This is a genomic window from Halochromatium salexigens, assembly GCF_016653295.1.
Taxonomy (GTDB): Bacteria; Pseudomonadota; Gammaproteobacteria; order Chromatiales; family Chromatiaceae; genus Lamprobacter; species Lamprobacter salexigens.
In genome coordinates, this window is record NZ_NHSF01000054.1 from 69,844 (window position 1) to 91,708 (window position 21,865).

Annotated in this window: 16 protein-coding genes; all 16 read left to right on the plus strand. The window is 64.3% G+C overall.

All coding sequences use genetic code 11. The features are described from left to right. The first annotated feature begins 118 nt into the window (after positions 1-118). The 16 genes from CCR82_RS08540 to CCR82_RS08615 all read left to right on the plus strand — a co-directional run bounded on the left by CCR82_RS08540 (position 119) and on the right by CCR82_RS08615 (position 21,852). The gene (locus CCR82_RS08540) at positions 119-1,567 is read left to right on the plus strand and encodes an ExeA family protein (RefSeq protein WP_201245060.1); all 1,449 of its coding nucleotides are present in this window, start codon (positions 119-121) and stop codon (positions 1,565-1,567) included. Between the two features lie 27 nt (positions 1,568-1,594). Beyond that, complete coding sequence (locus tag CCR82_RS08545) at positions 1,595-2,425, plus strand: outer membrane lipoprotein-sorting protein (RefSeq protein WP_201245062.1); 831 nt, start codon at positions 1,595-1,597, stop codon at positions 2,423-2,425. 58 nt (positions 2,426-2,483) lie between these two features. Further along, complete coding sequence (locus CCR82_RS08550; RefSeq protein WP_201245069.1) at positions 2,484-4,850, plus strand: efflux RND transporter permease subunit; 2,367 nt, start codon at positions 2,484-2,486, stop codon at positions 4,848-4,850. Next, a complete protein-coding gene (locus tag CCR82_RS08555; protein ID WP_201245071.1) occupies positions 4,850-6,337 on the plus strand; it encodes a hypothetical protein in 1,488 nt (495 codons plus the stop codon). The genes CCR82_RS08550 and CCR82_RS08555 overlap by 1 nt, the downstream gene beginning before the upstream one ends. Before the next feature lie 192 nt (positions 6,338-6,529). Further along, positions 6,530-7,120, plus strand: a complete 591-nt coding sequence (locus CCR82_RS08560) for an XrtA/PEP-CTERM system exopolysaccharide export protein (protein ID WP_201245270.1) — start codon at positions 6,530-6,532, stop codon at positions 7,118-7,120. A gap of 80 nt (positions 7,121-7,200) precedes the next feature. Continuing rightward, positions 7,201-8,790: an XrtA system polysaccharide chain length determinant gene (locus CCR82_RS08565; RefSeq protein ID WP_201245072.1), complete on the plus strand. Its 1,590-nt coding sequence runs from the start codon at positions 7,201-7,203 to the stop codon at positions 8,788-8,790. Then, on the plus strand, positions 8,790-9,743 hold the full coding sequence (locus tag CCR82_RS08570) for an XrtA-associated tyrosine autokinase (RefSeq protein WP_201245073.1): 954 nt from the start codon (positions 8,790-8,792) through the stop codon (positions 9,741-9,743). The genes CCR82_RS08565 and CCR82_RS08570 overlap by 1 nt, the downstream gene beginning before the upstream one ends. Next, entirely contained in the window at positions 9,740-11,173 is a 1,434-nt protein-coding gene (locus CCR82_RS08575) for a TIGR03016 family PEP-CTERM system-associated outer membrane protein (RefSeq protein ID WP_201245074.1), read from the plus strand. The genes CCR82_RS08570 and CCR82_RS08575 overlap by 4 nt, the downstream gene beginning before the upstream one ends. Before the next feature lie 51 nt (positions 11,174-11,224). Beyond that, positions 11,225-12,106 (plus strand): XrtA system polysaccharide deacetylase, encoded by an 882-nt coding sequence (locus tag CCR82_RS08580; protein WP_201245075.1) that lies wholly within the window; start codon positions 11,225-11,227, stop codon positions 12,104-12,106. Beyond that, entirely contained in the window at positions 12,103-13,227 is a 1,125-nt protein-coding gene (locus tag CCR82_RS08585) for a FemAB family XrtA/PEP-CTERM system-associated protein (protein WP_201245076.1), read from the plus strand. The genes CCR82_RS08580 and CCR82_RS08585 overlap by 4 nt, the downstream gene beginning before the upstream one ends. Continuing rightward, the gene (locus CCR82_RS08590; protein WP_201245077.1) at positions 13,224-14,522 is read left to right on the plus strand and encodes a TIGR03087 family PEP-CTERM/XrtA system glycosyltransferase; all 1,299 of its coding nucleotides are present in this window, start codon (positions 13,224-13,226) and stop codon (positions 14,520-14,522) included. The genes CCR82_RS08585 and CCR82_RS08590 overlap by 4 nt, the downstream gene beginning before the upstream one ends. Positions 14,523-14,540: 18 nt before the next feature. Further along, positions 14,541-16,127: an exosortase A gene (xrtA, locus tag CCR82_RS08595; protein ID WP_201245079.1), complete on the plus strand. Its 1,587-nt coding sequence runs from the start codon at positions 14,541-14,543 to the stop codon at positions 16,125-16,127. A 28-nt stretch (positions 16,128-16,155) separates the two neighbouring features. Beyond that, positions 16,156-17,346, plus strand: coding sequence for a TIGR03088 family PEP-CTERM/XrtA system glycosyltransferase (locus CCR82_RS08600; RefSeq protein WP_201245272.1), 1,191 nt, complete (start codon positions 16,156-16,158; stop codon positions 17,344-17,346). 12 nt (positions 17,347-17,358) lie between these two features. Continuing rightward, the gene (locus CCR82_RS08605) at positions 17,359-19,266 is read left to right on the plus strand and encodes an XrtA/PEP-CTERM system amidotransferase (protein ID WP_201245081.1); all 1,908 of its coding nucleotides are present in this window, start codon (positions 17,359-17,361) and stop codon (positions 19,264-19,266) included. A gap of 4 nt (positions 19,267-19,270) precedes the next feature. Beyond that, positions 19,271-20,611: a phenylacetate--CoA ligase family protein gene (locus CCR82_RS08610; RefSeq protein WP_242513353.1), complete on the plus strand. Its 1,341-nt coding sequence runs from the start codon at positions 19,271-19,273 to the stop codon at positions 20,609-20,611. Further along, positions 20,608-21,852 (plus strand): glycosyltransferase, encoded by a 1,245-nt coding sequence (locus tag CCR82_RS08615; protein WP_338073142.1) that lies wholly within the window; start codon positions 20,608-20,610, stop codon positions 21,850-21,852. The genes CCR82_RS08610 and CCR82_RS08615 overlap by 4 nt, the downstream gene beginning before the upstream one ends. Positions 21,853-21,865 lie beyond the last annotated feature (13 nt).

Below are 21,865 nucleotides of genomic sequence, written 5' to 3' on the forward strand. Positions count from 1 at the left end.
TCAGTCTTTATGCTATTGATAGTAAAGGCAATCTTGATGTTTTCTCATGGTTGTTCGCCTGCTTGGAGCCTCACCTTAAGGGGCCGACGCCAGCCGTGCTTGCGGTGTCGGCACGCTGATGTTTGAAGCCTTCTACGGCCTGCGGGAAGACCCCTTCCGCCTCAGCGCCGACCATCGTTTCTGCTTTGCGCACCGCAATTATGCGCGCGCGCGGGCATACGTGGATTATGCGTTGCACCGCGCCGAGGGCTTCGTCATGGTCACCGGCAGCCCCGGCACCGGCAAGACGACGCTGATCAACGAACTACTGAACAGCCTGCCTAAGGATACTACGCGCGCGGCCACCTTGCTGAGTACTCGCCTGGAGGCCGAGGATCTGTTGCGCATGACCGCCTATGCGCTGGGGCTGGAGTCGCGCATGCAGCCCAAGGCGATGCTGCTGCAGCAGTTGATGGAGTCGATGCACGAATACCATCGCCGGGGTGTGCGCACGCTGCTGATCATCGACGAGGCGCAAGACCTGGGCGCCTCCGCCCTGGAAGAGTTGCGCCTGCTGACCAATCTGCATCAAGCCGGCCATCCGCTGCTGCAGATCGTCCTGGTCGGCCAAGAGCCGCTGCGCGAGCTGGTCCGCCAGCCGGAGATGGAGCAGTTGCATCAGCGCCTGATCGCGGCCTGGCATCTGCAGCCATTGGACCCGGAGGAGACGATCGGCTACGTTCGCCATCGGCTCGAGACGGCGGGCTGGCAGGGTGATCCGGTGTTCGAGCCCGGTGTGATGGAAGCCGTGTACGCGTTCAGTCAGGGGGTGCCCCGGCGCATCAATCTGGTCTGCAGTCGCTTGCTGCTGCATGGCTGTATCAGCGAGTTGCATCGGTTGACGGAGGCGGATGCGCTGGATCTGGTCCATGAGCTGGGCGAGGAGGAGTTGGCGCCATCCGCCGAGCGGGCGTCCGCGAGCGAACAGTCGAAGGTGGATTGGGCGGCGATCGATCAAGGACTGGATTGGACGCCACGCGAGGCGCTTGTGTTGACTGAAGAGCCCGAGCCTGAGCTAGAACCCGAACCTGAGCCCGAACCAGCAGTTCGGGCCAGTAGGGATGCGATCGAGATCCCTGAGGCAGCAGAGATGCCTCAGTCAGCCGAGACGGCCAGCGCCGGGGCAGAGCAGGCCAACTCTTCTACTTTGGGGCAGCGTCAGGAGCAAGAGCAGGCTGAGGAGCAGCCATTGCCGGCGCCGAGCGCGGAGCAGGTTCGTATAGGCTCTCGATTGGAGCCAACGCTCAACCCCTTGCCCGGTCTCGCCGTCGAGGATGCAGGCGGGGGCAATGGCGCGCGCGTCGAGCGCGCTGCATCGAGGCTGGCGCAGGCACAAGCCGCAGAACTTCCGCGCGCGCGGTCAAGCCCGCGTATCATTAGGCGGCGCTCGGCGGGTATCCTTGGCTTCATCCTGTTCGTGCTGCTGAGTCTGGTGCCTGCCGGCATCCTGCTGCTGCCGATGGTCGCGGGCCTGTCCGCCAGCATGCCGGCGGCTGTGCCCTGGAGTCCGCCGCTGCCGTTGTCATAAGGTGCTATCGCAAGGGGAATCTCCGTGATGCAAACTCCGTTTCTGACTGACGCCCGGCTGTTCCTTGCGCTGAGCCTGGCGCTGCTTTGGGCGCTGGCGATGCCGGGGCTCGCCCTCGCCGATACCGAGCGCGGACGCGCGCTGGCACGGCAAGTCTACGAGCGCCCGGATGGTCGTGATACGGCCAGTTACGGCACCATGATCTTGACCGAGGCCGGGCGCGAGCCGCGGGTGCGCCGGCTCTATAGCTATCGGCGCGATGGCGCGGGTGGCGAGGTCGCGAATCTGATCCGCTTCACCGCGCCAGCGGATATCGCCGACACCGGTCTGCTGACCATCGACCGGGCCGATGGCAGCACCGATCAGTGGGTCTATCTGCCCGCGCTCGGGCGCGACCGGCGCATCCCCTCGTCGCGCAAGGGCGGGCGTTTCGTCGGCTCGGACCTCTTCTATGAGGATCTGCAGGATCGCAAGGTCGATGAGGACCGGCATCGCTGGCTGCGCCAGGAGACCCTGGAAGGGGTGACCACCGAGGTGCTGGAGAGCATTCCGACCGATCCGGACAACTCGGTCTATGGGCGGCGGCTGAGCTGGATTCATCCCAAGACCCTGATTCCGATGCGGATCGATTTCTATCAGCCGGGCGGCAAGACGCCCTTCAAGCGCCTGCGGGTCTATAAGGTCGAGCGCATCCAGGGCTATTGGACCGTCACCGATAGCCTGATGCAGGATCTGGAGTCGGGCCATCAGACGCGGCTGACCGCTGACGAGACCGTCTATGATCAGGATCTGCCAGAGCGGCTGTTCAGCAACCGCGCACTGAAGGACCCGGCCCTGGAGCGGCCGTTCAGACCATGATGAGCATGCCGTTTCTGTTGCGCCTGATTCGCGCCTGGGCTCGCGGATGATGAAGCGGATGTCGCTGAACCCATTGCGTCTGCCGCCCGTGGCTGCACTGGTGATCCTGGTGTCGTTGGCGATCGTGCCGATGGCGATCGCCGCGCTGACACTGACGATCAATAATTCGCCCGAGGCCTACATCCCTCCACAGAGCGAGGCGGCCATCCTCGAGCGCCAACTGCGCGAGCGTTTCCCGGGCGATGAAGTGCTGGTGGCGGCCTTCGTCAGCGAAGACCTCTATCAGGATGCCTTCCTCGAACGGCTCGAGCAGTTGGTCGCGACCATGCAGGAGCATCCGCTGGTCGAGCGGGTGCTGGCACCCGAGACCATGGATCACATCAGCGGCACGGCCGATGGCTTCGTGGTCGAGCCCTTGTTGGATGCCGCGATCCGCGCGCGGCTCGATCCCGATGAACGCCGCGCGCGGTTGCTGGCGGATCGCTTTGCGCCGGGCTTGCTGGTGTCCGAGGACGGCGGCCTGATTGCGCTGGCGGTGCGCCCGCGGGAGCTGGACAACAGTCTGCAGCGCCTGTCCGTCGAGGATGCCTTCAAGCAGGCGCTGGCGGAGACCGGGCTCGAGGCCGAATTGGTCGCCATGTCCGGGCAGCTACCGCTGGATGCGGCGCAATTGCGGGCGACGATCCGCGATAGCCTGACCTTCGTGCCAGCGACGCTGGCCATTGGTCTGGTGCTGATCGCCTGGCTGTTTCGGCGCTGGTTGGCGCTGGTGGTGGCGCTGGCGGTCATCAACGCGGGCGTGGGCACGGCCCTGCTGATGCTGGTGGTGCTGGGGCAGCCGTTCACGCTGATTACCGCGATCCTGTCGCCGCTGATGGTGTCGCTGTCGGTGGCGTTCCTGTTGCATTGGTACAACGCGATGGCGATGGCGGAGCGCCAAAAGAGCGCATCGGAAGCCGACGCGGCGGCCACCTCGCCCTGGCGCGTGCGGCGAGCCTGGGGCGCGATCCACCGCCCGGCCCTGTTCTCCGCGCTGACCACCGCCGCCGGGCTGATCTCACTGAGCATGAGCGAGATCCCGCCGATCCATGCGTTGGGACAGTCGGCGGCGGTGGGCGTGCTGATGCTCTATCTGCTGGTCGCCTGGATCCTGCCGCCGATCTTCGCGCGTTGGGATCGCGGCGCTTGGGCGCGGCCCGGCAAGGGGATCGGTATCCTGGATGCACCGGTCGCCTGGCTGCGGCGGCTCGGCATGCGCTATCCGCGCTGGGTGCTGATCCTCACCGTGCTGCTATTGGCCGCTGGCGCGCCGCAGGTGGCCAATGTCGAGGTGGAGAGCGATCTGTTCCGCTTCTTCCACGAGGACCATCCGATCACTCAGTCCAATCAGGTGCTGACCGAACGGCTGTCCGGGGTCACCGCGCTGGAGGTGGTGTTCGAGGCGCCCGCGCGCGATACCTTCAAGCAGGTCGAGCCGTTGCGCGAGATCCAGGCCTTTCGCGAGTGGATCGCGGCGCGCCCCGAGGTCGATCGGGTGACCACCCTGGTCGACATGATCGAGGAGATGCACTGGGGCTTCCATGCCGAGGACCCCGATTATCGCCGCCTGCCGGCGCAGAGCGATCTGATCGCGCAATATCTGTTCATCTACGACGGCACCGATCTCTACGAGTTGGTGGATCGGGATTTCCGCATCACGCGGGTGCTGCTGAACCTGAATGTCAATGGCGCGAGCAAGATCAACGCCGTCATCGATGACATCGAGGCGTTTTTGGAACAGCAGGCGCTTGGCGAGCTGACCTTCGACATCGCCGGCTTCGGGCGGCTGTTCGCGGATCAGGAGCGGTTGCTGATCGAGGGCCAGATCCGTGGCCTGATGTTGGCGGTCGGGCTGATTTTCCTGCTCATGGTCGTCATCTGGCGCTCGTTCTCGGCGGCGCTGCTGTGCATGGTGCCGAATCTTTCGCCGATCCTGGTGATCTTCATCGTCATGGGGCTCTTCGGCATCTGGCTGGATATGGCCACGGCGATGATCACCGGCGTCGCGGTGGGCATCGCGGTGGATGACACCATTCATGTCTATTATGGCTATCGCAGCCGCCGGGCTCGGGGGCGCTCGCCGGTCTGGGCGCTGGCGCGCACCTATCAGCACGCCGGGCGGGCGGTGACCGCGACCACGCTGATCTTGAGCGCGCAGTTCCTGTTGCTGCTCGGCTCGCCCTTCATGCCGACCAACGACTTCGGGCTGCTGACGGCGCTGGGCCTGGTGACGGCGCTGCTGTTCGATCTGCTGGTGCTGCCGGCGCTGCTGATGGTGACCGCCGGCTGGTGGTGGGCTCGAGGCCAGCGCAAGGCGGCGTTGAGCGCCCCGGAGGCTGATCGATCATCCCGCGCTGAAGCACGGGAGGTCTCGCGGAGGAGCTGATGAACGTGTCGCGTGCTTCGAGACGGATCACCTGGGTTGTGCCGCTGCTGGTGCTGCTAACGCTGCTGCCCATCGCGGCGGCCGCCGAGGTGCTGGAGCTGGGTTCGCCGGCGCCGCCTTTGCCCGAGCAGGTGCTGGAGTTGGGCTCGCCGGCGCCGCCGGCCGCCGTTGATGCGGATGACGGCGCGGATGAGGATGCGGCTGGCGGAACCATTGGCGAGTCGGCTAACGGCGCGCCAAGCATCGCGCTCGAGCAGGTCTGGATCGAGGCCGGCGTCCTGACCAAGGATCAGAGCCAGGCGCGCACGAGCAACTATCTGCATGCCGATCTGGCGGTCGATTGGCCCTTGGCGTCGCGCTGGTCGGTGCGGCTAGGCGCGCGCCTGGATGGCTATCTGCAGACCGGTGTCGAGGACTTTGACAGGCTCGAGCTGGATGTCGGTGAAAGCTATCTGCGCTATCAGGACATGGACCGGCGTATCACCCTGGGCCCGCAGATCGTCACCTGGGGGCGGGTCGACGAGACGCCGCCGACCGATCAGCTCAGTGTGCAGGATCTCAGCCGCATGCTGCTCGATGATCTCGAGGATCGCCGGCGCGCGGTGCTGGCCGCGCGTTGGGAGGAGTTCATCGGCGAGGTCAAGGTCGATCTGCTCTATGTGCCGCGCCTGCGCGCCGCCGAGATGCCGCGTCTGGATAGCATCTGGTCGCCGGTCGACAAGACGCGCGGGCGCATCATCGGCATGCCCGTCGACCCCTTGATGGCGCCGTTGATCCAGGCCGGTAGCGTCGATGAGAACGAGGGCGGCAGCGGTGGCTGGGGGCTGCGTCTCAGTCGCCCGGGCCGTGGCCTGGATTATGCGCTGACCGTGCAGAACACGCGCCCGTCGGTGCCTTACTATGGGCTCGATCCCCGGGTGCGCGAGTCACTGCTGGCGCGCCCTTGGGATCTCGCCGCTGCCTTGCGCGCGGCACCGGATACCTTCGTCGCCCGCTATCCGCGCACCTGGGTGCTGGGGGGCGATCTCGGGCTGACGACCGAGAGCGCGACCTGGCGGCTGGAGGCGGCCTGGCTCAGCGATCAACCCGCGACCGCCGCCGATCTGCGCGTGATTACCCGCGAGGCGATCCAATGGGTGGCGGGCGTGGAGTTCTATCCCGGCGATCGCGAGCTGCGGGTCAATCTGCAGCTCGGTGGCGGTCAGCTCCTGGATGCCCCGGTGGGGGTGTTGGATCGGCGCAAGACGCTGGAGTTGTTCGGCGATCTGGAGACCAATTTCGCCCGCGATCGCTGGCGCGCACGGCTGCGCTTCTTCAAGGGGTTGGACGACAGCGATCTGTATCTGAATCCGCAGCTCAGCTTCGTCGGCTTCGAGCCGCATGAGATCACGCTGGCCTACCATTACTTCGATGGCGCCGAGCAGACCCTGGGCGGTTTCTATGAGGAGAATGATCTGGTCACTTTGGGTTGGCGGATGCGTTTTTGAGTCAATTGCGCTCAACTTTTGTTGTCTTTAAGCAACGCCCGTGTTGAAGTTTACCAACATGCTTGGCTATGCTACTTTGAGATCGTGGGTTTTATGCTAAAGAATCCCTCGGTCGGCGGATCGGGTCAGGATGGAGGAATGGCGGTGAAGACGCTTTTTTCGCGCGGCGGGAAAATCCCTCGGCATGTATTCATGTGGCTCGCCATGATGCTGTTGTTGTCCGCCTGCTCAACTGGCCCCAAGTATCCCCCCCTGCCGTCGATGGCCCTGGATGAAACGCCGGATTATCTGATCGGTCCGGGTGATAACGTCAATATCTTCGTCTGGGGGCTGCCCGAGCTGTCATCATCGGTGCCGGTGCGTCCCGATGGCAAGATCACGACACCGCTGATCGAGGATGTGCCCGCCACCGGGCTGACGCCGACGGAATTGGCGCGGGACATGGAGGAGGTGCTCGCCACCTATGTGCTCGATCCGGTCGTCACCGTCATCGTCACCGGCTTTACTGGCCCCTATGATCAGCAGGTGCGCGTCGTTGGCGAGGCCGTCAACCCGCAGGGCGTCCCGTACCGGGAAGACATGACCGCGCTGGATCTGATGATCCAAGTCGGGGGCTTGACCGAGTTTGCCGCTGGCAACAAAGCCAGTATCGTGCGGGTGGTGGATGGGCAGCCGAAACAGTTCAGTGTGCGCCTGGATGATCTGATCAAGCGCGGCAAGATCAAGGCCAATGTGTATATGTTGCCGGGCGATATCCTGATCATTCCCGAGACCTGGTTCTGAACCGGTTTCCGATCTGTTTGATGACTATGCACGAGCAAGCATTATCGACATGGCTGTCTGTGTTTTAGGAACCTGACCCAATGCACGAACTTTTGAGTCAGGTGCTGGGGTATATCCGTGGCGTCTGGCGCTTTCGATGGTTGGTACTGGCGGTGGCCTGGGCGGTCTCGCTGGGGGGCTGGGCCTATGTCGCCGAGATTCCGAATGAATATCGCGCCTCGGCGCGCGTGCATGTGGACACGCGCTCGATGCTAGCGCCGTTGTTGCGCGGACTGGCGGTAGGCTCGGACATCAATCAACGGGTCAGCATGATGACGCGGATGATGCTGACGCGGCCGAATCTCGAAAAGATCGCGCGCGCGACCGACATGCATCTGCAGGCGGGGACCGAGGCCCAGATGGATGGCGTGATCGGTCGGCTGCGCTCGGGGACACAGATCCAAGGCACGCGGGAAGGCGATATCTATAACCTCTCCTACAAGTCGCGCAATCCCGAGGAGGCTTATAGGGTCGTCCAGGCCATGCTCGATCTGTTTGTCGAGGGGGCGTTGTCCGATACGCGTTCGGATTCCGAGATGGCTCGGCGCTTTATTGACGAACAAATCGAGGCCTATGAGCAGCGCCTGGAAGCGGCGGAGCAGCGGCTTGCCGATTTTCGGCGCGAGAATGTGGGCATGCTGCCGGGCGAGAGCGGCGACTATTATCAACGCCTGCAAAGCGCGCAGAGCGAGCTGCAAAAGACCGAACTCGAACTCCAGGAGGCCGAGCGGCGCCGCGACGAGATCGAGCGCCAGCTCACGGGAGAAGCGCCCACCTTCGGTATCATGGGCCCCATGGCCTCCGGGCCTTCTGGCGCGGGGCGCCGCTCGGTCGATCCCGAGCTGGAGGCCCGCATCCAGCAGCTGCGGGAGCGTCTCGACGAATTGCGCCTGAGCTTCACCGATCAGCACCCGGATATCCGCTCCATCAAGCGTACGCTCGAGCAGCTCGAGCAGCAGCGCGAGGAGTTACTGGCGCAACTGCCCCCTCAGGAGCAGACCGCGCGGCAGGGAGACAATCTGGAGGCCAACCCCGTCTTCCAGCAACTGCGCATGGCCAAATCGAACGCCGAGATCGAGGTCTCGGCGTTACAGGTGCGCGCCGCCGAGCAACGCCGGCGGATCGAGGAACTGCAGGGCTTGGTGAATACCATTCCCGAGATCGAGGCCGAACTCAAGCGCTTGAACCGCGATTACTCGGTCAATCAAGAGAACTATCGGGCGCTGCTACAGCGGCGTGAACAGGCCAACCTGTCGCAGAACGTTGAAGATCAAGGCGAGCAGGTCCAATTTCGTGTCATCGAGCCGGCGCGCGTGCCCAAGTCGCCTTCCGCACCCAATCGTCCGGCGATGTTCACCGGTGTCTTGGTGCTCGGCCTGGGTGCTGGCGGCGGGCTCGCCTTCCTGCTCTCGCAGCTGCGGCCGGTGTTCGACGATCGCCGCACGCTCAATCGCTTGACCGGCTTTCCGGTGCTGGGCAACGTCGGCTATCACCGTTCCGAGCAGCAGCGCAAACGTGAACGTCTCTGGTTGCTGGCGTTCATCGGCGCTGGTCTGCTGCTGCTGCTGGCCTATTTCGTCACCGTTGCAACCGCCGGCAGTTACCTGAAGCCACTGGGGCAGTTGTTCTGATGAGCGCAGAGACGGGAAACAACGCGAGCCTGATCGAACAGGCCGCTCAACGGCTCCGGCAACAGCAGGCGCCGGAGGCTGAACCGGCGCCGTCCGCCTCCACGGATGCGCCAAGCGCCGAGGCGGAGCCGCAACGTGCGCGGGCACAGCCCGCACAGGCGCAGCCCCAGCCCGAGGAGCAGGATCAGGATCGCGGGGCGCAGGTGACGATCGATCTCGCCCGGCTCAAGGCCGAAGGCTGTGTCACCCCGGAGGGCGATCGCTCTCGGATAGCCGAGGAATACCGCATCATCAAGCGCCCCTTGCTGGAGAACGCCTTCGGGCGAACCGCGTTGCTGGTGGAGCAGGGCAACCTGATCATGGTGACGAGTTCGCTGCCCGGCGAGGGCAAGACCTTTACCGCGGTCAATCTGGCGATGAGCATCGCCATGGAGATGGATAAGACCGTGCTGTTGGTGGACGCGGATGTCGGGCGTGCGCGCGTGCACAAGATGCTCAATATCCCGATGGGCCCAGGGCTGATCGATCTGATGATCGATCCGTCCCTTGATGTCAGTGATGTGATGCTGCGCACCAACATCCCTAAGCTGCGCATCATCCCGATGGGGAAGTTTCATCCTCACGCCAACGAGTTGCTGGCCAGCGGCGACATGCAGCGACTGATGCATGAGATGGCCAGCCGCTACGAGGATCGCGTGATCATCTTCGATTCGCCACCGCTGTTGGTCACCAGCGAGGCGGTGGTGTTATCCAATCTGGTCGGTCAGATCGTGTTCGTGGTCGCGGCTCAGAGCAGCCTGCAGCATTCGGTCAAGGATGCGCTGGGCTTGCTGGATGCCTCCAAACCCATCGGCCTAGTGCTCAATAAGACGCGTCATCTGGGCGGGGACTACTATTATGGGTACGGCGGCTATGGATACGGCGGCGACGGTCGTGGAGAAGAACGGCAGTGACTTGGCGCGATGCCTTGGGCCTCCTGTCGGTGATGGTCTCGCCCTTGATCTTGGCGCAGGATACTGCATGGGAGTTCACGCCGAGGCTCTCACTGAGCCAGGAGTATTCCGACAATATTGGTTTGGCTCCGCCGGGTGACGAAGAATCCGACTTCATCACCCAACTCAATACCGGCTTCAACCTCAACCGTGAGGGTGGGCGCGCCCGCGCACAGCTTGGCTACAATCTACAGAGTCTGTTTTATTGGCAGGGCAGCAACGCCAGCGCGCTCTTCCATCAGTTCCTCGGCAATGGTCGCATCGATGTGCTGCCCGAACAGTTCTTCATCGAAAGCACCGCCTCCTTTTCCCAACGGCAGTTGACCCGAGCCAGAGCCGGTGCGGACAACCTGAACTTGGATAACAACCGTGGCGATGTGCTGACGTTCAGCGTCAGTCCTGTCTACAATCAGCAATTCGCGGATCTGGCGACCGGGCAGTTGCGCTATAGCTACAACCGTGTCGATGTCCAGGGCAATGCGGGCAGCAACAGTCAACTCCATACGGCCTCGTTGAACATCGATAGCGGCCCGCAGTTCTCCCGCTTTGGCTGGGGCTTTGCCATGAATTACTCGCAGACCGACGCCGATGACGGGACCTCGACGACGCAGCAGAATGCCGAAGTGCTGGGGCGCTGGAATGTCACCGACCGCTTGGGTCTGTTCGCGGTCGTGGGCTACGAGCAAGACGACTTCGACCAGGATACCCAGAACACGCAGTCTGATGGCCTCACTTGGCGCTTGGGCAGCACCTATGAGCCAAGCGCGCGCACCCTGTTGGAGGCCTTTTTCGGCAAACGCTTCTTCGGCACCACCTACGGGGCCACGGCGCGCCATCGGATGCGCAACAGCCAGTTCACGCTCGATTACACCGAGAGCATCACCAGCGCCACCCAGTTCGAGATCGACCAGAGTATCCCGCGCGGGGTCAATGCAACCGTCGGCGAGTCGCTGATCGTCGATGGCGAGCCGTTCTTGTTCGATCTCGAGACGCCGCAGTTGCGCAGCGGCTCCTTCATCAGCAAACGCCTGAGCGCGGGCTACACCGGGCAGCGCCGTAAGCTCGGCTGGGGCCTGCGCGTCTTCCATGAGCTGCGTGATTACGAGATCAGCGACGACAGCGAGGAGGCGCAATCGATCGCGGGCAATCTCTCCTGGCAATGGCGACCGCGAACCTCGCTGTTCGCCAATGCCAGTCGGCAGGAGAGCACCTTTGCCGGCCAGGATGGCGAGGAGACGCTGTATGCCACCCAACTTGGGATCAGCCGCCAGTTCGGCAACCAGGTCAGTGCCTCGGTGCAATACAGCTATCGTGATCTCGAATCGGGTCAACTCGACAATGACGGTTATCAGGAAAACCGTGTCTCGGCCACGCTCCAGAAAACCTTCTGAGGTCTGCTTATGCGCCCGCGCCCGAATCCGTCAGAACAGCCCCGCAACGCCATGACCGTCGACGTCGAGGACTATTTTCAGGTCTCCGCGTTCGAGCCGCATATCGCCCGCGAGCAGTGGGAGCGGCTGCCGTGCCGGGTCGAGCGCAATATCGAGCGCATCCTGGCGCTGTTCGAGGAACACGAGATTCAGGCCACCTTCTTCGTGCTGGGCTGGATGGCCGAGCGCTACCCGCAGATGGTGCGGCGCCTGAGCGAGGCCGGCCACGAGGTCGCCAGCCACGGTTACGAGCATGTGCGGGTGGTCAATCAGACCCCGGAGGCGTTTCGGGTCGATATCCGCCGCACTAAGGCGCTGCTCGAGGACACCACCGGCCAGCCGGTGCGCGGTTATCGGGCCGCGAGCTATTCGATCGGTCGGGACAATCTCTGGGCGTTGGATGAATTGCGCGAGGCCGGGCATGACTACAGCTCCAGCATCTATCCGATCCACCACGATCTCTACGGCATGCCCGAGGCGCCACGCTTTGCCTTTCGCCATGGCGGTGAAGAGGGGATTCTCGAGGTGCCGGTGACCACCGTGATGCTCGGACAGCGGACGTTTCCCTGTGGCGGCGGGGGCTATTTCCGCCTCTTCCCTTACGCGCTGTCGCGCTGGGCGCTGCGGCGCGTCAACCGGCATGACGGCGAGTCGGCGGTGTTCTATTTCCATCCCTGGGAGATCGATCCGGAGCAGCCGCGCCAGGCGGGGGTCGGCCTGAAGACGCGCGTGCGCCATTATCTGAATCTCGCGCGCACCGAGGCGCGTTTGGGCCGACTGCTGCAGGATTTCGCCTGGGGGCGGATGGACGCAATCTTCCTCGAAGGGACCGCGCGGCCAGCGCTGACGTTGGGGCAAACACTGGCGCGGCAGCATCTGGAGCAGGCCGCATGACGTCTCCAGATCCAGAAAGCGCGGCCGGGCCGGCCCCCGCCGCGACCTCCGTCTCGGCGTCGGCCGAGGGAGCGGTCGACCCGGTCAAACGGCTCGACGCGGCCGCCGGACCACTCGCGGAGACCGAGGCCGCTTGGGACACCTTCGTTGAGCAGTGCCCGGAGGCGACCTTCTTCCATCGCGTCGGCTGGCGGCGCATCCTGGAAGAAACGCTCGGCCACCGTGCCTTTTATCTCTACAGCGAGCGCGAAGGCGCCATCACCGGCGTCCTGCCGCTCGGTCAGGTCAAGAGCCTGTTGTTCGGCAATGCGCTGATCTCGGTGCCGTTCTGCGTCTATGGAGGCGTGGCGGCCCAGGATGCGCGGGCGGCCGCGAGCCTCACCGAGGCGGCCCGCGCCCTGGCCGAGGAGCTGCAGGTCGATTATCTGGAGCTGCGCCATCGCGCGCGGCGCAACCCGGACTGGCCGTGTAAGGACGACCTCTATGTCACCTTTCGCAAGGCCCTCGCGCCAGAGCCTGAGAAGAATCTGCAGGCGATCCCGCGCAAGCAGCGCGCCATGGTGCGCAAAGGCATCAAGTACGCGCTGCAGAGCGCGGTGGACAGCGGTATCGAGCGCTTCTACCCGATCTATGCCAGCAGCGTACAACGTCTCGGGACGCCGGTGCTCCCTCGGCGCTACTTCCAGGCGCTGCGCGAGACCTTCGGCGCTGACTGCGATGTGGTGACCACCACCAAGGATGGCGAGCCGGTGTCCAGCGTGCTCAATTTCTACTTCCGCGACGAGGTGTTGCCCTACTATGGCGGCGGCACTGAGCAGGCGCGAGCGCTGGCCGGCTTCGATTTCCTCTACTGGGAGGTCATGCGCCGCGCCTGCGAGCAGGGCTACCGCTGGTTCGACTACGGCCGCAGCAAGCGCGGCACCGGCTCCTTCAGCTTCAAGAAGAACTGGGGCTTCGAGCCGCAACCGCTCTACTACGAATATCATCTGGTCGGCGCGAAGCAGATCCCCGAGATCAATCCGCTGAATCCGAAATACCGACTCTTCATCGCCGGCTGGAAACGCCTGCCGCTGTTCGTCGCCAACTGGTTGGGCCCCTGGCTCGCGCGGAGGATCGGGTGAACGGGACGAGCGGGAGAGACGATCTGTTGTTCCTGGCGCATCGCATCCCGTTCCCGCCGAACAAGGGCGATAAGATTCGCTCGTTCCACATCCTCCAACATCTTGCCGGCCGGTTTCGCATCCATCTCGGGGCCTTCGTCGATGATCCGAACGATTGGCGTTATCGCGATGAGGTCGCGGCCTATTGCGCCAGTCTCTGCCTGCTGCCGCTGAAGCCACGCTGGGCCAAGCTGCGCAGCCTCGGCGGCCTGCTCAGCGCCAAAGCCCTGACCTTGCCCTATTATCGCGACCGGCGCATGCGCCGCTGGGTGCGGGAGACCTTGGAGGCGTCCGGCCCCATGCGCGCGCTGGTGTTCTCCTCGGCGATGGCGCAATACTTGCCCGGACCCCAGGCGACGGAGCCGCCGCGGGTGGTGGATCTCGTCGATGTCGACTCCGACAAGTGGCGTCAGTACGCCCAGGGCCATCGCGGGCCGATGCGTTGGATCTATGCACGCGAGGCCCGCCGACTGCTCGCATTCGAGCGCGCGGTGGCGGCGCGGGCCAGCGCCTCGGTGTTGGTCAGCGAGCAGGAAGCGGCGCTGTTTCGCAAGTTGCTTCGGAATCAGGATTCGGATCGGGCTCGGGAGCGGGTTGAAGCGCAGGCGCCGGATGCGGCCGCGCGCGTGCATGCGATCGACAATGGCGTCGATACCGAATATTTCTCACCCGAACGCGACTATCCCAATCCGTATCCGCCGGGCAGCGCGACCCTGGTCTTCACCGGCGCGATGGACTACTGGGCCAACGTCGATGCGGTGCGCTTCTTCGCCGAGTCGGTCTTCCCCTTGATCCGTCAGGACATGCCCGAGGCGCGTTTCGTCATCGTCGGCAGCCGGCCCACGCCCGAGGTGCGCGCGCTCGGCGAGCGCCCCGGCATCGCGGTCACCGGCTCGGTGCCCGATGTGCGTCCCTATCTGGCGCATGCGCTGGGCGCGGTGGCGCCGCTGCGCATCGCGCGCGGGGTGCAGAACAAGGTGCTCGAGGCCATGGCGATGGGCTGTCCGGTGGTGGCGACGCCACAGGCTCTGGACGGGCTGCGCGAGTGCGCCGGCATGGAGTGGCTGGTGGCCGAGGAGGCCGAGCCCTTGGCGGCGCTCGCGCTGCGCTTGCTGCGGCTCGGCGGCGAGGAGCGGTCGCGGCTGGGCGGGCAGGGGCGCGATTGCGTGCTCCGGCAGTACAGTTGGTCCGAGCATCTCGATCGCTTTGTTCGGTTGCTGGAATCTGGATCTCTCAGCCTGGAAGCTGGGCCCTAGCCAATTAGGAGTTGAGCCTTGAACGTACCGCGCAAAGTCTCTCACTCCGGTTTTCCCGTCCAACTGTCGTATGGCTGGGTGCTGGCACTGACGCTGCTGACGCTCTTGACCCTGCTGACCCTGTGGCTGCTCTGGCCCTCGGCGCTCAGCATGGCGCACATCTGGCTCAACTCCCAGACCTATGCCCACGGCATGTTCATCCCGGCGCTGGCGCTGTTCCTGGTCTGGACCCGTCGTGAGGAGTTGGCCCGGCAGTCACCCGAGCCCTGGGCCTGGGGGCTGGTGTGGATCGCGGTGGCCACGCTGGCCTGGATCTTGGCGCGCGGCGTGGATGTGAAGACGGTCCAGCATTTCGCGCTGGTGGCGATGTTGCCCGGTCTGGTGCTGACCCTGCTTGGGCCAAGGTTGGCCTGGTCGATGGTGTTTCCGCTCGCCTATCTGTTCTTTGCGGTGCCGTTTGGGGATTTCCTGATCGAGCCGATGATGGGCTATACCGCCCGAATCTCGGTGCTGCTGCTCAAGCTGACCGGCGTGCCGGTCTACATGGATGGCTTTTACATCAGTATTCCGGCGGCTGATTTCGTGGTCGTCGAGGCTTGCAGCGGGGTGCGCTATCTGATCGCCTCGGTCGCGCTCGGGTTGGTCTATGCCTATTTGAACTACGACAGCCTGTGGCGCCGTCTCGCCTTCATGGCCTTGGCGATCGCGTTACCGATCCTGGCGAATGTGTTGCGGGTGTATACGATCATCATGACTGCGCATATCACGGATGGACGGATCACCCTCGCGGGCCACGGCCACATCGTCGTCGGTTGGGTGTTCTTCGGTGTGGTGATGTTCCTGCTGTTCTGGCTGGGCTCGTTCTGGGCCGATCGACACGGCCTCTCCGGCGCTCGCGGCGCAGCGGGGCAGGCAGAGGCAGCAGCGGCGACGCCACCTTCACGCCCGGTGAAGGGGGCGAATCTGGCGCTGATCCTGCTCGCCCTGGTGGCCATGCTCGGCTCCGCCCGGGGGACTGAGGTCTTGCTCCAGCATCGGGCCCAACGAACACTGAGCGAGGCCCCACTCCTGCTGCCGAGTGCGCTGCCGGGTTGGCAGGGGCCCGAGGATGTGTCAGGCACTTGGCGGCCCGCCTATCATGACGCCGATGCTGAACTCGCCGGTTTCTATCGCGACAACGGCGCCGAGGTGGAATTGCACCTGCTGCATTATCGCAATCGTGGTCGCGGCACCGAACTCATTTCCTGGCGCAACCAGATCCACGCGCGCGACGAGACTTGGCGCCGCTCCGCCGAGACGACGCGGCAAGTCACAGGCACCACGGGGCGAGCCCAAACGCTTCAGGAGACCTTGGTGCGCGGTCCTGGCGGCCGGCTGCGGCTGATCTGGCACTGGTATCAGATCGGCGATCGTGCGACCATCGATCGCGTTGAGGTCAAGCTGCGCGAGCTGCAAATGGTCTTGGTCGGCGATGGTCGGGGTGCCTTGCTGGTCGCGCTCAGTACCGAAGGCGATGAACTGACGCTGGACACGGCGCGCCAACGGCTCGAACGCTTCCTGCGGGCCTTGCCGCAGCCATTGGGTCATCTCGATCACGATGGATGAATCAGGTCAACCCGCGGTGCCTCCGCTCATCGCCCACATCATCCATCGGTTTGATGTCGGCGGCATGGAGAACGGGCTGGTCAATCTGATCAATCAGATGCCGCCGCAGACCTATCGCCACGCGATCATCTGCATGACCGACTACACCGCCTTCAGCGAACGTCTACGGCGCGACGATGTCGGGCTGTACGCCCTGCGAAAGCGCGAGGGCAAGGATTTCGGCGTGCATGGCCGGCTCTGGCGCCTGCTCAGGCAACTGCGGCCGGATCTCGTGCATACCCGCAATCTGGCCACGTTGGAAACCCAATTCACGGCGGCCGCTGCCGGGGTGCGGGCGCGGGTGCATGGCGAGCATGGCTGGGATGTCGGCGACACCGACGGCTTGAATCGCCGCAATCGTCGGCTGCGGCGCCTAGTGCGACCCTTGGTCGGCCAATACATCGGCTTGTCGCGCCATCAGATGGGCTATCTCGCCGAGCAGATCGGCGTACCGCGCGCTCGGCTCGATCAGATCTATAACGGCGTCGATACCCAGCGTTTCCATCCGCCGGCCAGTAGCGACGATCGGCGCGCGCTGCTACCGTCCGATTTTGCGCCATTGGATGCGATCCCGGATGCGCTTCCGCATGTGCCTTCACATGCCCCCCCGCAGACACTGATCATCGGCGCCGTGATGCGCATGCAGGCGGTTAAGGCGCCCGTGGAACTGGCGCGAGCGTTTATCCATCTGCGCGAGCTATTGCCGGAGGCGTTTCCGCGCCTGCGCTTGCTGCTGGTCGGCGATGGTCCCTTGCGGCCCGCCGTTGCCGAACTCCTGGCCGAGGCCGGCGTGGCTGAACAAGTCTGGCTGCCGGGCGCGCGCGACGATGTCCCCGAACTGATGCGGGCGATGGATCTGTTCGTGGTGCCCTCGCTGGCCGAGGGCATCTGTAATACCATCCTCGAGGCCATGGCCACCGGCCTGCCGGTGATCGCCACGCAAGTCGGCGGCAATCCGGATCTGGTGCAGGCCGGCGTCACTGGCAGCCTGGTGCCGGCGGCTGATCCCAAGGCGCTGGCCGCCGCATTGGCTGGTTATCTCTCCGACCCCGAGCGCCGCCAACGCGAGGGCCAGGCCGCGCGCGCCCGGGCCGAGCGCGACTTCAGTTTGGCGGCCATGGTGCAGGGCTATCTGCGCGTGTATGACAAGGCGCTGGGTCGGGTACCGTTAGGACAGTAGTAGGAGATTGGAATGTGTGGCATTACTGGCATTTTCGACCTGCGCGAGCGGCGCCCGATCAATCGCGCGTTGCTCGAGGCGATGAACCAGACCCAATTCCATCGCGGCCCGGACGAGGGCGGGGTGCATTGCGAGCCTGGGGTCGGGTTGGCGCATCGGCGGCTGTCGATCATCGATCTCTCCAGCGGTCAGCAGCCGCTGTTCAATGAGGACGAAAGCGTCGTCGTCACCTACAACGGCGAGATCTACAACTTCATCGAGTTGACCAGGGATCTCGAGCAAGCGGGGCATCGTTTCCACACCCATTGCGACACCGAGGTCATCGTGCATGCCTGGGAGGAATGGGGCGAGGCCTGCGTCGAGCGTTTTCGCGGCATGTTCGCTTTCGGCCTCTGGGATCGCAACCGCCAGACACTGTTCCTAGCGCGCGATCGACTCGGGATCAAACCGCTCTACTACAGTCTGCTGCCCGATGGTCATCTGCTGTTCGCCTCGGAACTCAAGGCGCTAATGGCGCATCCCGATCTGCCCCGGGCACTGGACCCGCGCGCGATCGAGGATTACTTCGCCTATGGCTATGTGCCCGAGCCGCGCAGTATCTTCAGCGCCGTGCACAAGCTGCCGCCGGCGCATCGGCTCAGTTTGCGCCACGGCCAGCGCGACCTGCCGCCGCCGCGCGTCTACTGGGAGGTGCCGTTCGACGCATTGCCACCGCTCGACGAGACCACCGCCGTGAGGGAACTCGTCGAGCGTCTGCGCGAGGCGGTGCAAGTGCGCCAGGTCGCCGAGGTGCCGCTCGGCGCCTTCCTCTCCGGTGGCATCGACTCCAGCGCGGTGGTGGCCATGATGGCCGGGCTTTCGCGCAACCCGGTGCGCACCTGCTCGATCGCCTTCGCCGATCCGGCCTATGACGAGTCGCGCTATGCCCAGCAGGTCGCGCAGCGCTACCAGACCGATCATTATCAGGAGCAGGTCGATAGCGACGATTTCGCGCTGCTCGATCGTCTCGGCGAACTCTATGACGAGCCCTTCGCCGACAGCTCCGCGCTGCCGACCTACCGTGTCTGCGAACTGGCGCGGCGTAAAGTCGTGGTGGCCCTCTCCGGCGATGGCGGCGATGAGAACCTCGCCGGCTATCGGCGTTATCGTCATCATCTGGGGGAAGACTGTCTGCGCCGCCCGTTGCCGCTGGGACTGCGCCGGCCCCTGTTCGGCGCGCTCGCGAACCTCTATCCGAAGGCCGATTGGGCACCGCGCGTGTTTCGCGCCAAGGCCACCTTCCAGGCGCTCGCGCGCGATTCGGTGGAGGGCTATTTCCAGGGCGTCTCGATCCTGCGCGATGACCTGCGCGCGCGGTTGTTCTCGCCGGACTTCCGGCGTGAGTTGCAGGGCTACAACGCCGTCGATCTGCTGCGCGAGCATGCCGCGCGCGCGCCGGTCAACGATTCCCTGTCGCTGGTGCAATACCTGGATCTGAAGACCTATCTGCCCGGCGATATCCTCACCAAGGTCGACCGCGCCAGCATGGCCCATGCGCTGGAGGTGCGGGTGCCGATCCTGGATCATCCGCTGGTGGAATGGATCTCGGGTCTGCCGCCGACGCTGAAGATCCGCGACGGTGAGGGGAAGTATCTACTCAAGAAGGCGATGGAGCCCTATCTGCCCAATGATGTGCTCTATCGCCGCAAGAAGGGCTTCTCGGTGCCGGTCGCGGAGTGGTTTCGGGGACCGCTGCAGGGGCGATTGCGCGAGCAGGTCTTGGGCGAGCGTATCGCCGATAGCGGCCTCTTCGATGTCGATCACTTGGCGCACCTGATCGATCAGCATGTCAGCGCTGCGCGTGACCATAGCCCGGCGCTGTGGTCGCTGCTGATGTTCGATGGCTTTCTGAAGCGTCTGGATGTCAGCCCGGAGGCCTGATCCGATGCGCTTGAGCGAACTTGCGGCCCGGCATCTCCTGCTGCCGCTGCACGAGCGCCTACGCGGCCGAGACACGCTCGCGCAATGGCGCGCGTTGCGCGCCCAGGATCATCAGTCTCCAGCATCCCTGGATGCCGTGCGGTTAGCAAAATTGCGTCGGCTCATCGCGCATTGTCAGCAGCATGTGCCTTATTACCAGCGGGTGTTCGCGGAAGGGGGCGCCCTGAACCCGGCTGAACTCCAATTCGCCGATCTGGCGCGTCTGCCGATCCTGGAACGGGCGGCCTTGCGGGAACGAGGCGCTGAACTCAAGGCCCAGGGTTGGGACGATCGGCTGATTCGCTACAGCACCGGCGGCTCCACCGGCGAGCCGCTGGTGTTCTATACCGACAAGCACCGCGAATCCTGTCTGAATGCGCAAAAACTGCGCGGACGCGCCTGGTTTGGCGTCTTACCGGGCGATCGACAGGTCGATTTCTGGGGCTCGCCGATCGAACTCTCCCGGCAAAGCCGCTTGCGGCGCCTCAAGGATCGCTGGCTGCTGAATCAGGTGGTGTTATCGGCCTCGAATCTGAGCCTCGAGCGCATCGATGGTTATCTAGCTTACCTAGACCATTTTCAGCCGCGTCTGATCTACGGGTACCCGACCGTCATCTATCGCATCGCAAGCCGCATCCTGGAGACCGGCAAGGCCCGGCGCCCGTGGTCACCCAAGCTCATCGCCTGCACCTCTGAGATGCTGTGGCCGCACATGCGTGCGGTCATCGCCCAGGTCTTTGAATGCCCGATCGCCAATGAATACGGCTCGCGGGACGGCGGCATGATCGCCCATGAGTGCCCTGAAGGCCATCTGCATCTCTTCGCTGAGCATGTGGTCGTCGAGGTCGATCAACCCGATGCCGAAGGTGTTGGCGATCTGCTCGTGACCAATCTCGATGGTTTCGGCATGCCCTTCATCCGCTACCGCATCGGCGATCGCGGTGCGTTGACCGAGGCGCCTTGCCCCTGCGGTCTGCCGTTGCCACGGCTGCGTGAATTGCAGGGCCGCGCCAATGATTTCCTGATCGGCCGTGATGGACGGATGATTCATAGCTCGACGGCCAATTATGTGCTACGCGAGATCCCGGCGCTGCGTCAATATCAGTTGCGCCAGCGCGCCGACCGACATTTCGATCTCTACATGGTGCTGCATCGGCCGCTGACCGACGACGAGCGAACCCGCATCCGCAGCGAGCTGCAACAGGTGATCGATGAGCCGCTGGAGGTCAATCTCATCGAACAAGAGCACATCGCCCCCGAGCCCTCGGGAAAATACCGCTGGGTCATCAGTGAGGCGCGCTCGTGAAGCCCCCGTCGTCGCATTCCGCGCTGGTGGTGTTCACCCATGTGTTTCCCAACCAAGCCCAGCCAACCTATGGGGTCTTCGTGCGTGAGCGCCTGTTTCGCGTCGCCGAGAGCCTGCCGGTCACGGTGGTGGCGCCGGTGCCCTGGTTCCCAGGCGAGGGGCTGATCCGCCGCTGGCGCCCGCAGTATCGGCCGCCGGTGCCTTATCACGAAGTCCAGCAGGGCATCGACGTCTATCATCCGCGCTTTTTGTCGATTCCGCGCTTTCTCAAATTCACCGACGGCCTGTTCGAGGCGCTGTTCAGCCTGCCGCTGATGCGGCGTCTGCAGCGTGCCGGCCGGCTGGATGTGCTGGATGCCCATTTCGTCTTCCCCGATGGCGTGGCCGCGAGCCTGTTGGCACGCTGGCTGGGTGTGCCGCACTGCATCACATTGCGTGGAACCCTCGTGCGCGTCTCCCGCACCCGGCTGCGACGACGCCTGGCCTACACCGCGATGCGGCGCGCCGCCCGCGTGTTTTCGGTCTCGGATTCACTGCGGCAGACCGCGATCGCGATGGGGATCGCCGCCGATCATGTCCAAGTCGTGCCCAATGGCATCAATCTCAGCCTCTTTGCGCCCGAGGATCGAGCCCAGTGCCGGGCGCAACTCGATCTCGATGCCGAGGCGCCGGTGTTGATCACCGTCGGTACCCTGAGTGAGCGCAAAGGGTTTCACCGCGTCATCGGGCAGCTCCCGGCATTGCTGCAACGCTATCCGACGTTGATGTATCTGGTCGTCGGCGGCGAGCATCCAGATGGTGACGAGCAACGCCTGCGCACCTTGGCGGCTGATCTGGGTGTCTCCGAGCATGTCCGCTTCCTGGGCCGGCAGCCACCGGAACAACTGCGCTATTGCTATTCCGCCGCCGATCTGTTCGTGTTGCCGACGCGCTTCGAGGGCTGGGCCAATGTCTTCCTGGAGGCCGCTGCTTGCGGGCTGCCGTCGGTGACCACGCGCGTCGGCGGTAATGCCGAGGTGATTTGCAGTGACAGGCTCGGGCGGCTCATCGATTATGGTGATGATGATGCCCTGCGTGAAACGATCATCGAGGCGCTCGACACCGATTGGGATCGTGCCGCCATCATCGCCTACGCGCGCGAGAATGCCTGGGAGCAGCGTATCCCGCGACTGGTCGCCGAGTTTGAGCGCATCCATACCCAACAGAGCCAGCCCAGTCAGCCTTCAGCGTTGGCAGATTAAATGCTCGATGGAA

What these genes read in the sequence shown, in the direction of transcription:
- CCR82_RS08570 (WP_201245073.1), top strand. Translation starts at nt 8,790, where the DNA reads ATGAGCGCAGAGACGGGAAACAACGCGAGCCTGATCGAACAGGCCGCT.
- CCR82_RS08565 (WP_201245072.1), top strand. Translation starts at nt 7,201, where the DNA reads ATGCACGAACTTTTGAGTCAGGTGCTGGGGTATATCCGTGGCGTCTGG.
- CCR82_RS08580 (WP_201245075.1), top strand. Translation starts at nt 11,225, where the DNA reads ATGACCGTCGACGTCGAGGACTATTTTCAGGTCTCCGCGTTCGAGCCG.
- CCR82_RS08605 (WP_201245081.1), top strand. Translation starts at nt 17,359, where the DNA reads ATGTGTGGCATTACTGGCATTTTCGACCTGCGCGAGCGGCGCCCGATC.
- CCR82_RS08610 (WP_242513353.1), top strand. Translation starts at nt 19,271, where the DNA reads ATGCGCTTGAGCGAACTTGCGGCCCGGCATCTCCTGCTGCCGCTGCAC.
- CCR82_RS08545 (WP_201245062.1), top strand. Translation starts at nt 1,595, where the DNA reads ATGCAAACTCCGTTTCTGACTGACGCCCGGCTGTTCCTTGCGCTGAGC.
- CCR82_RS08585 (WP_201245076.1), top strand. Translation starts at nt 12,103, where the DNA reads ATGACGTCTCCAGATCCAGAAAGCGCGGCCGGGCCGGCCCCCGCCGCG.
- CCR82_RS08540 (WP_201245060.1), top strand. Translation starts at nt 119, where the DNA reads ATGTTTGAAGCCTTCTACGGCCTGCGGGAAGACCCCTTCCGCCTCAGC.
- CCR82_RS08560 (WP_201245270.1), top strand. Translation starts at nt 6,530, where the DNA reads ATGTGGCTCGCCATGATGCTGTTGTTGTCCGCCTGCTCAACTGGCCCC.
- CCR82_RS08550 (WP_201245069.1), top strand. Translation starts at nt 2,484, where the DNA reads ATGTCGCTGAACCCATTGCGTCTGCCGCCCGTGGCTGCACTGGTGATC.
- CCR82_RS08555 (WP_201245071.1), top strand. Translation starts at nt 4,850, where the DNA reads ATGAACGTGTCGCGTGCTTCGAGACGGATCACCTGGGTTGTGCCGCTG.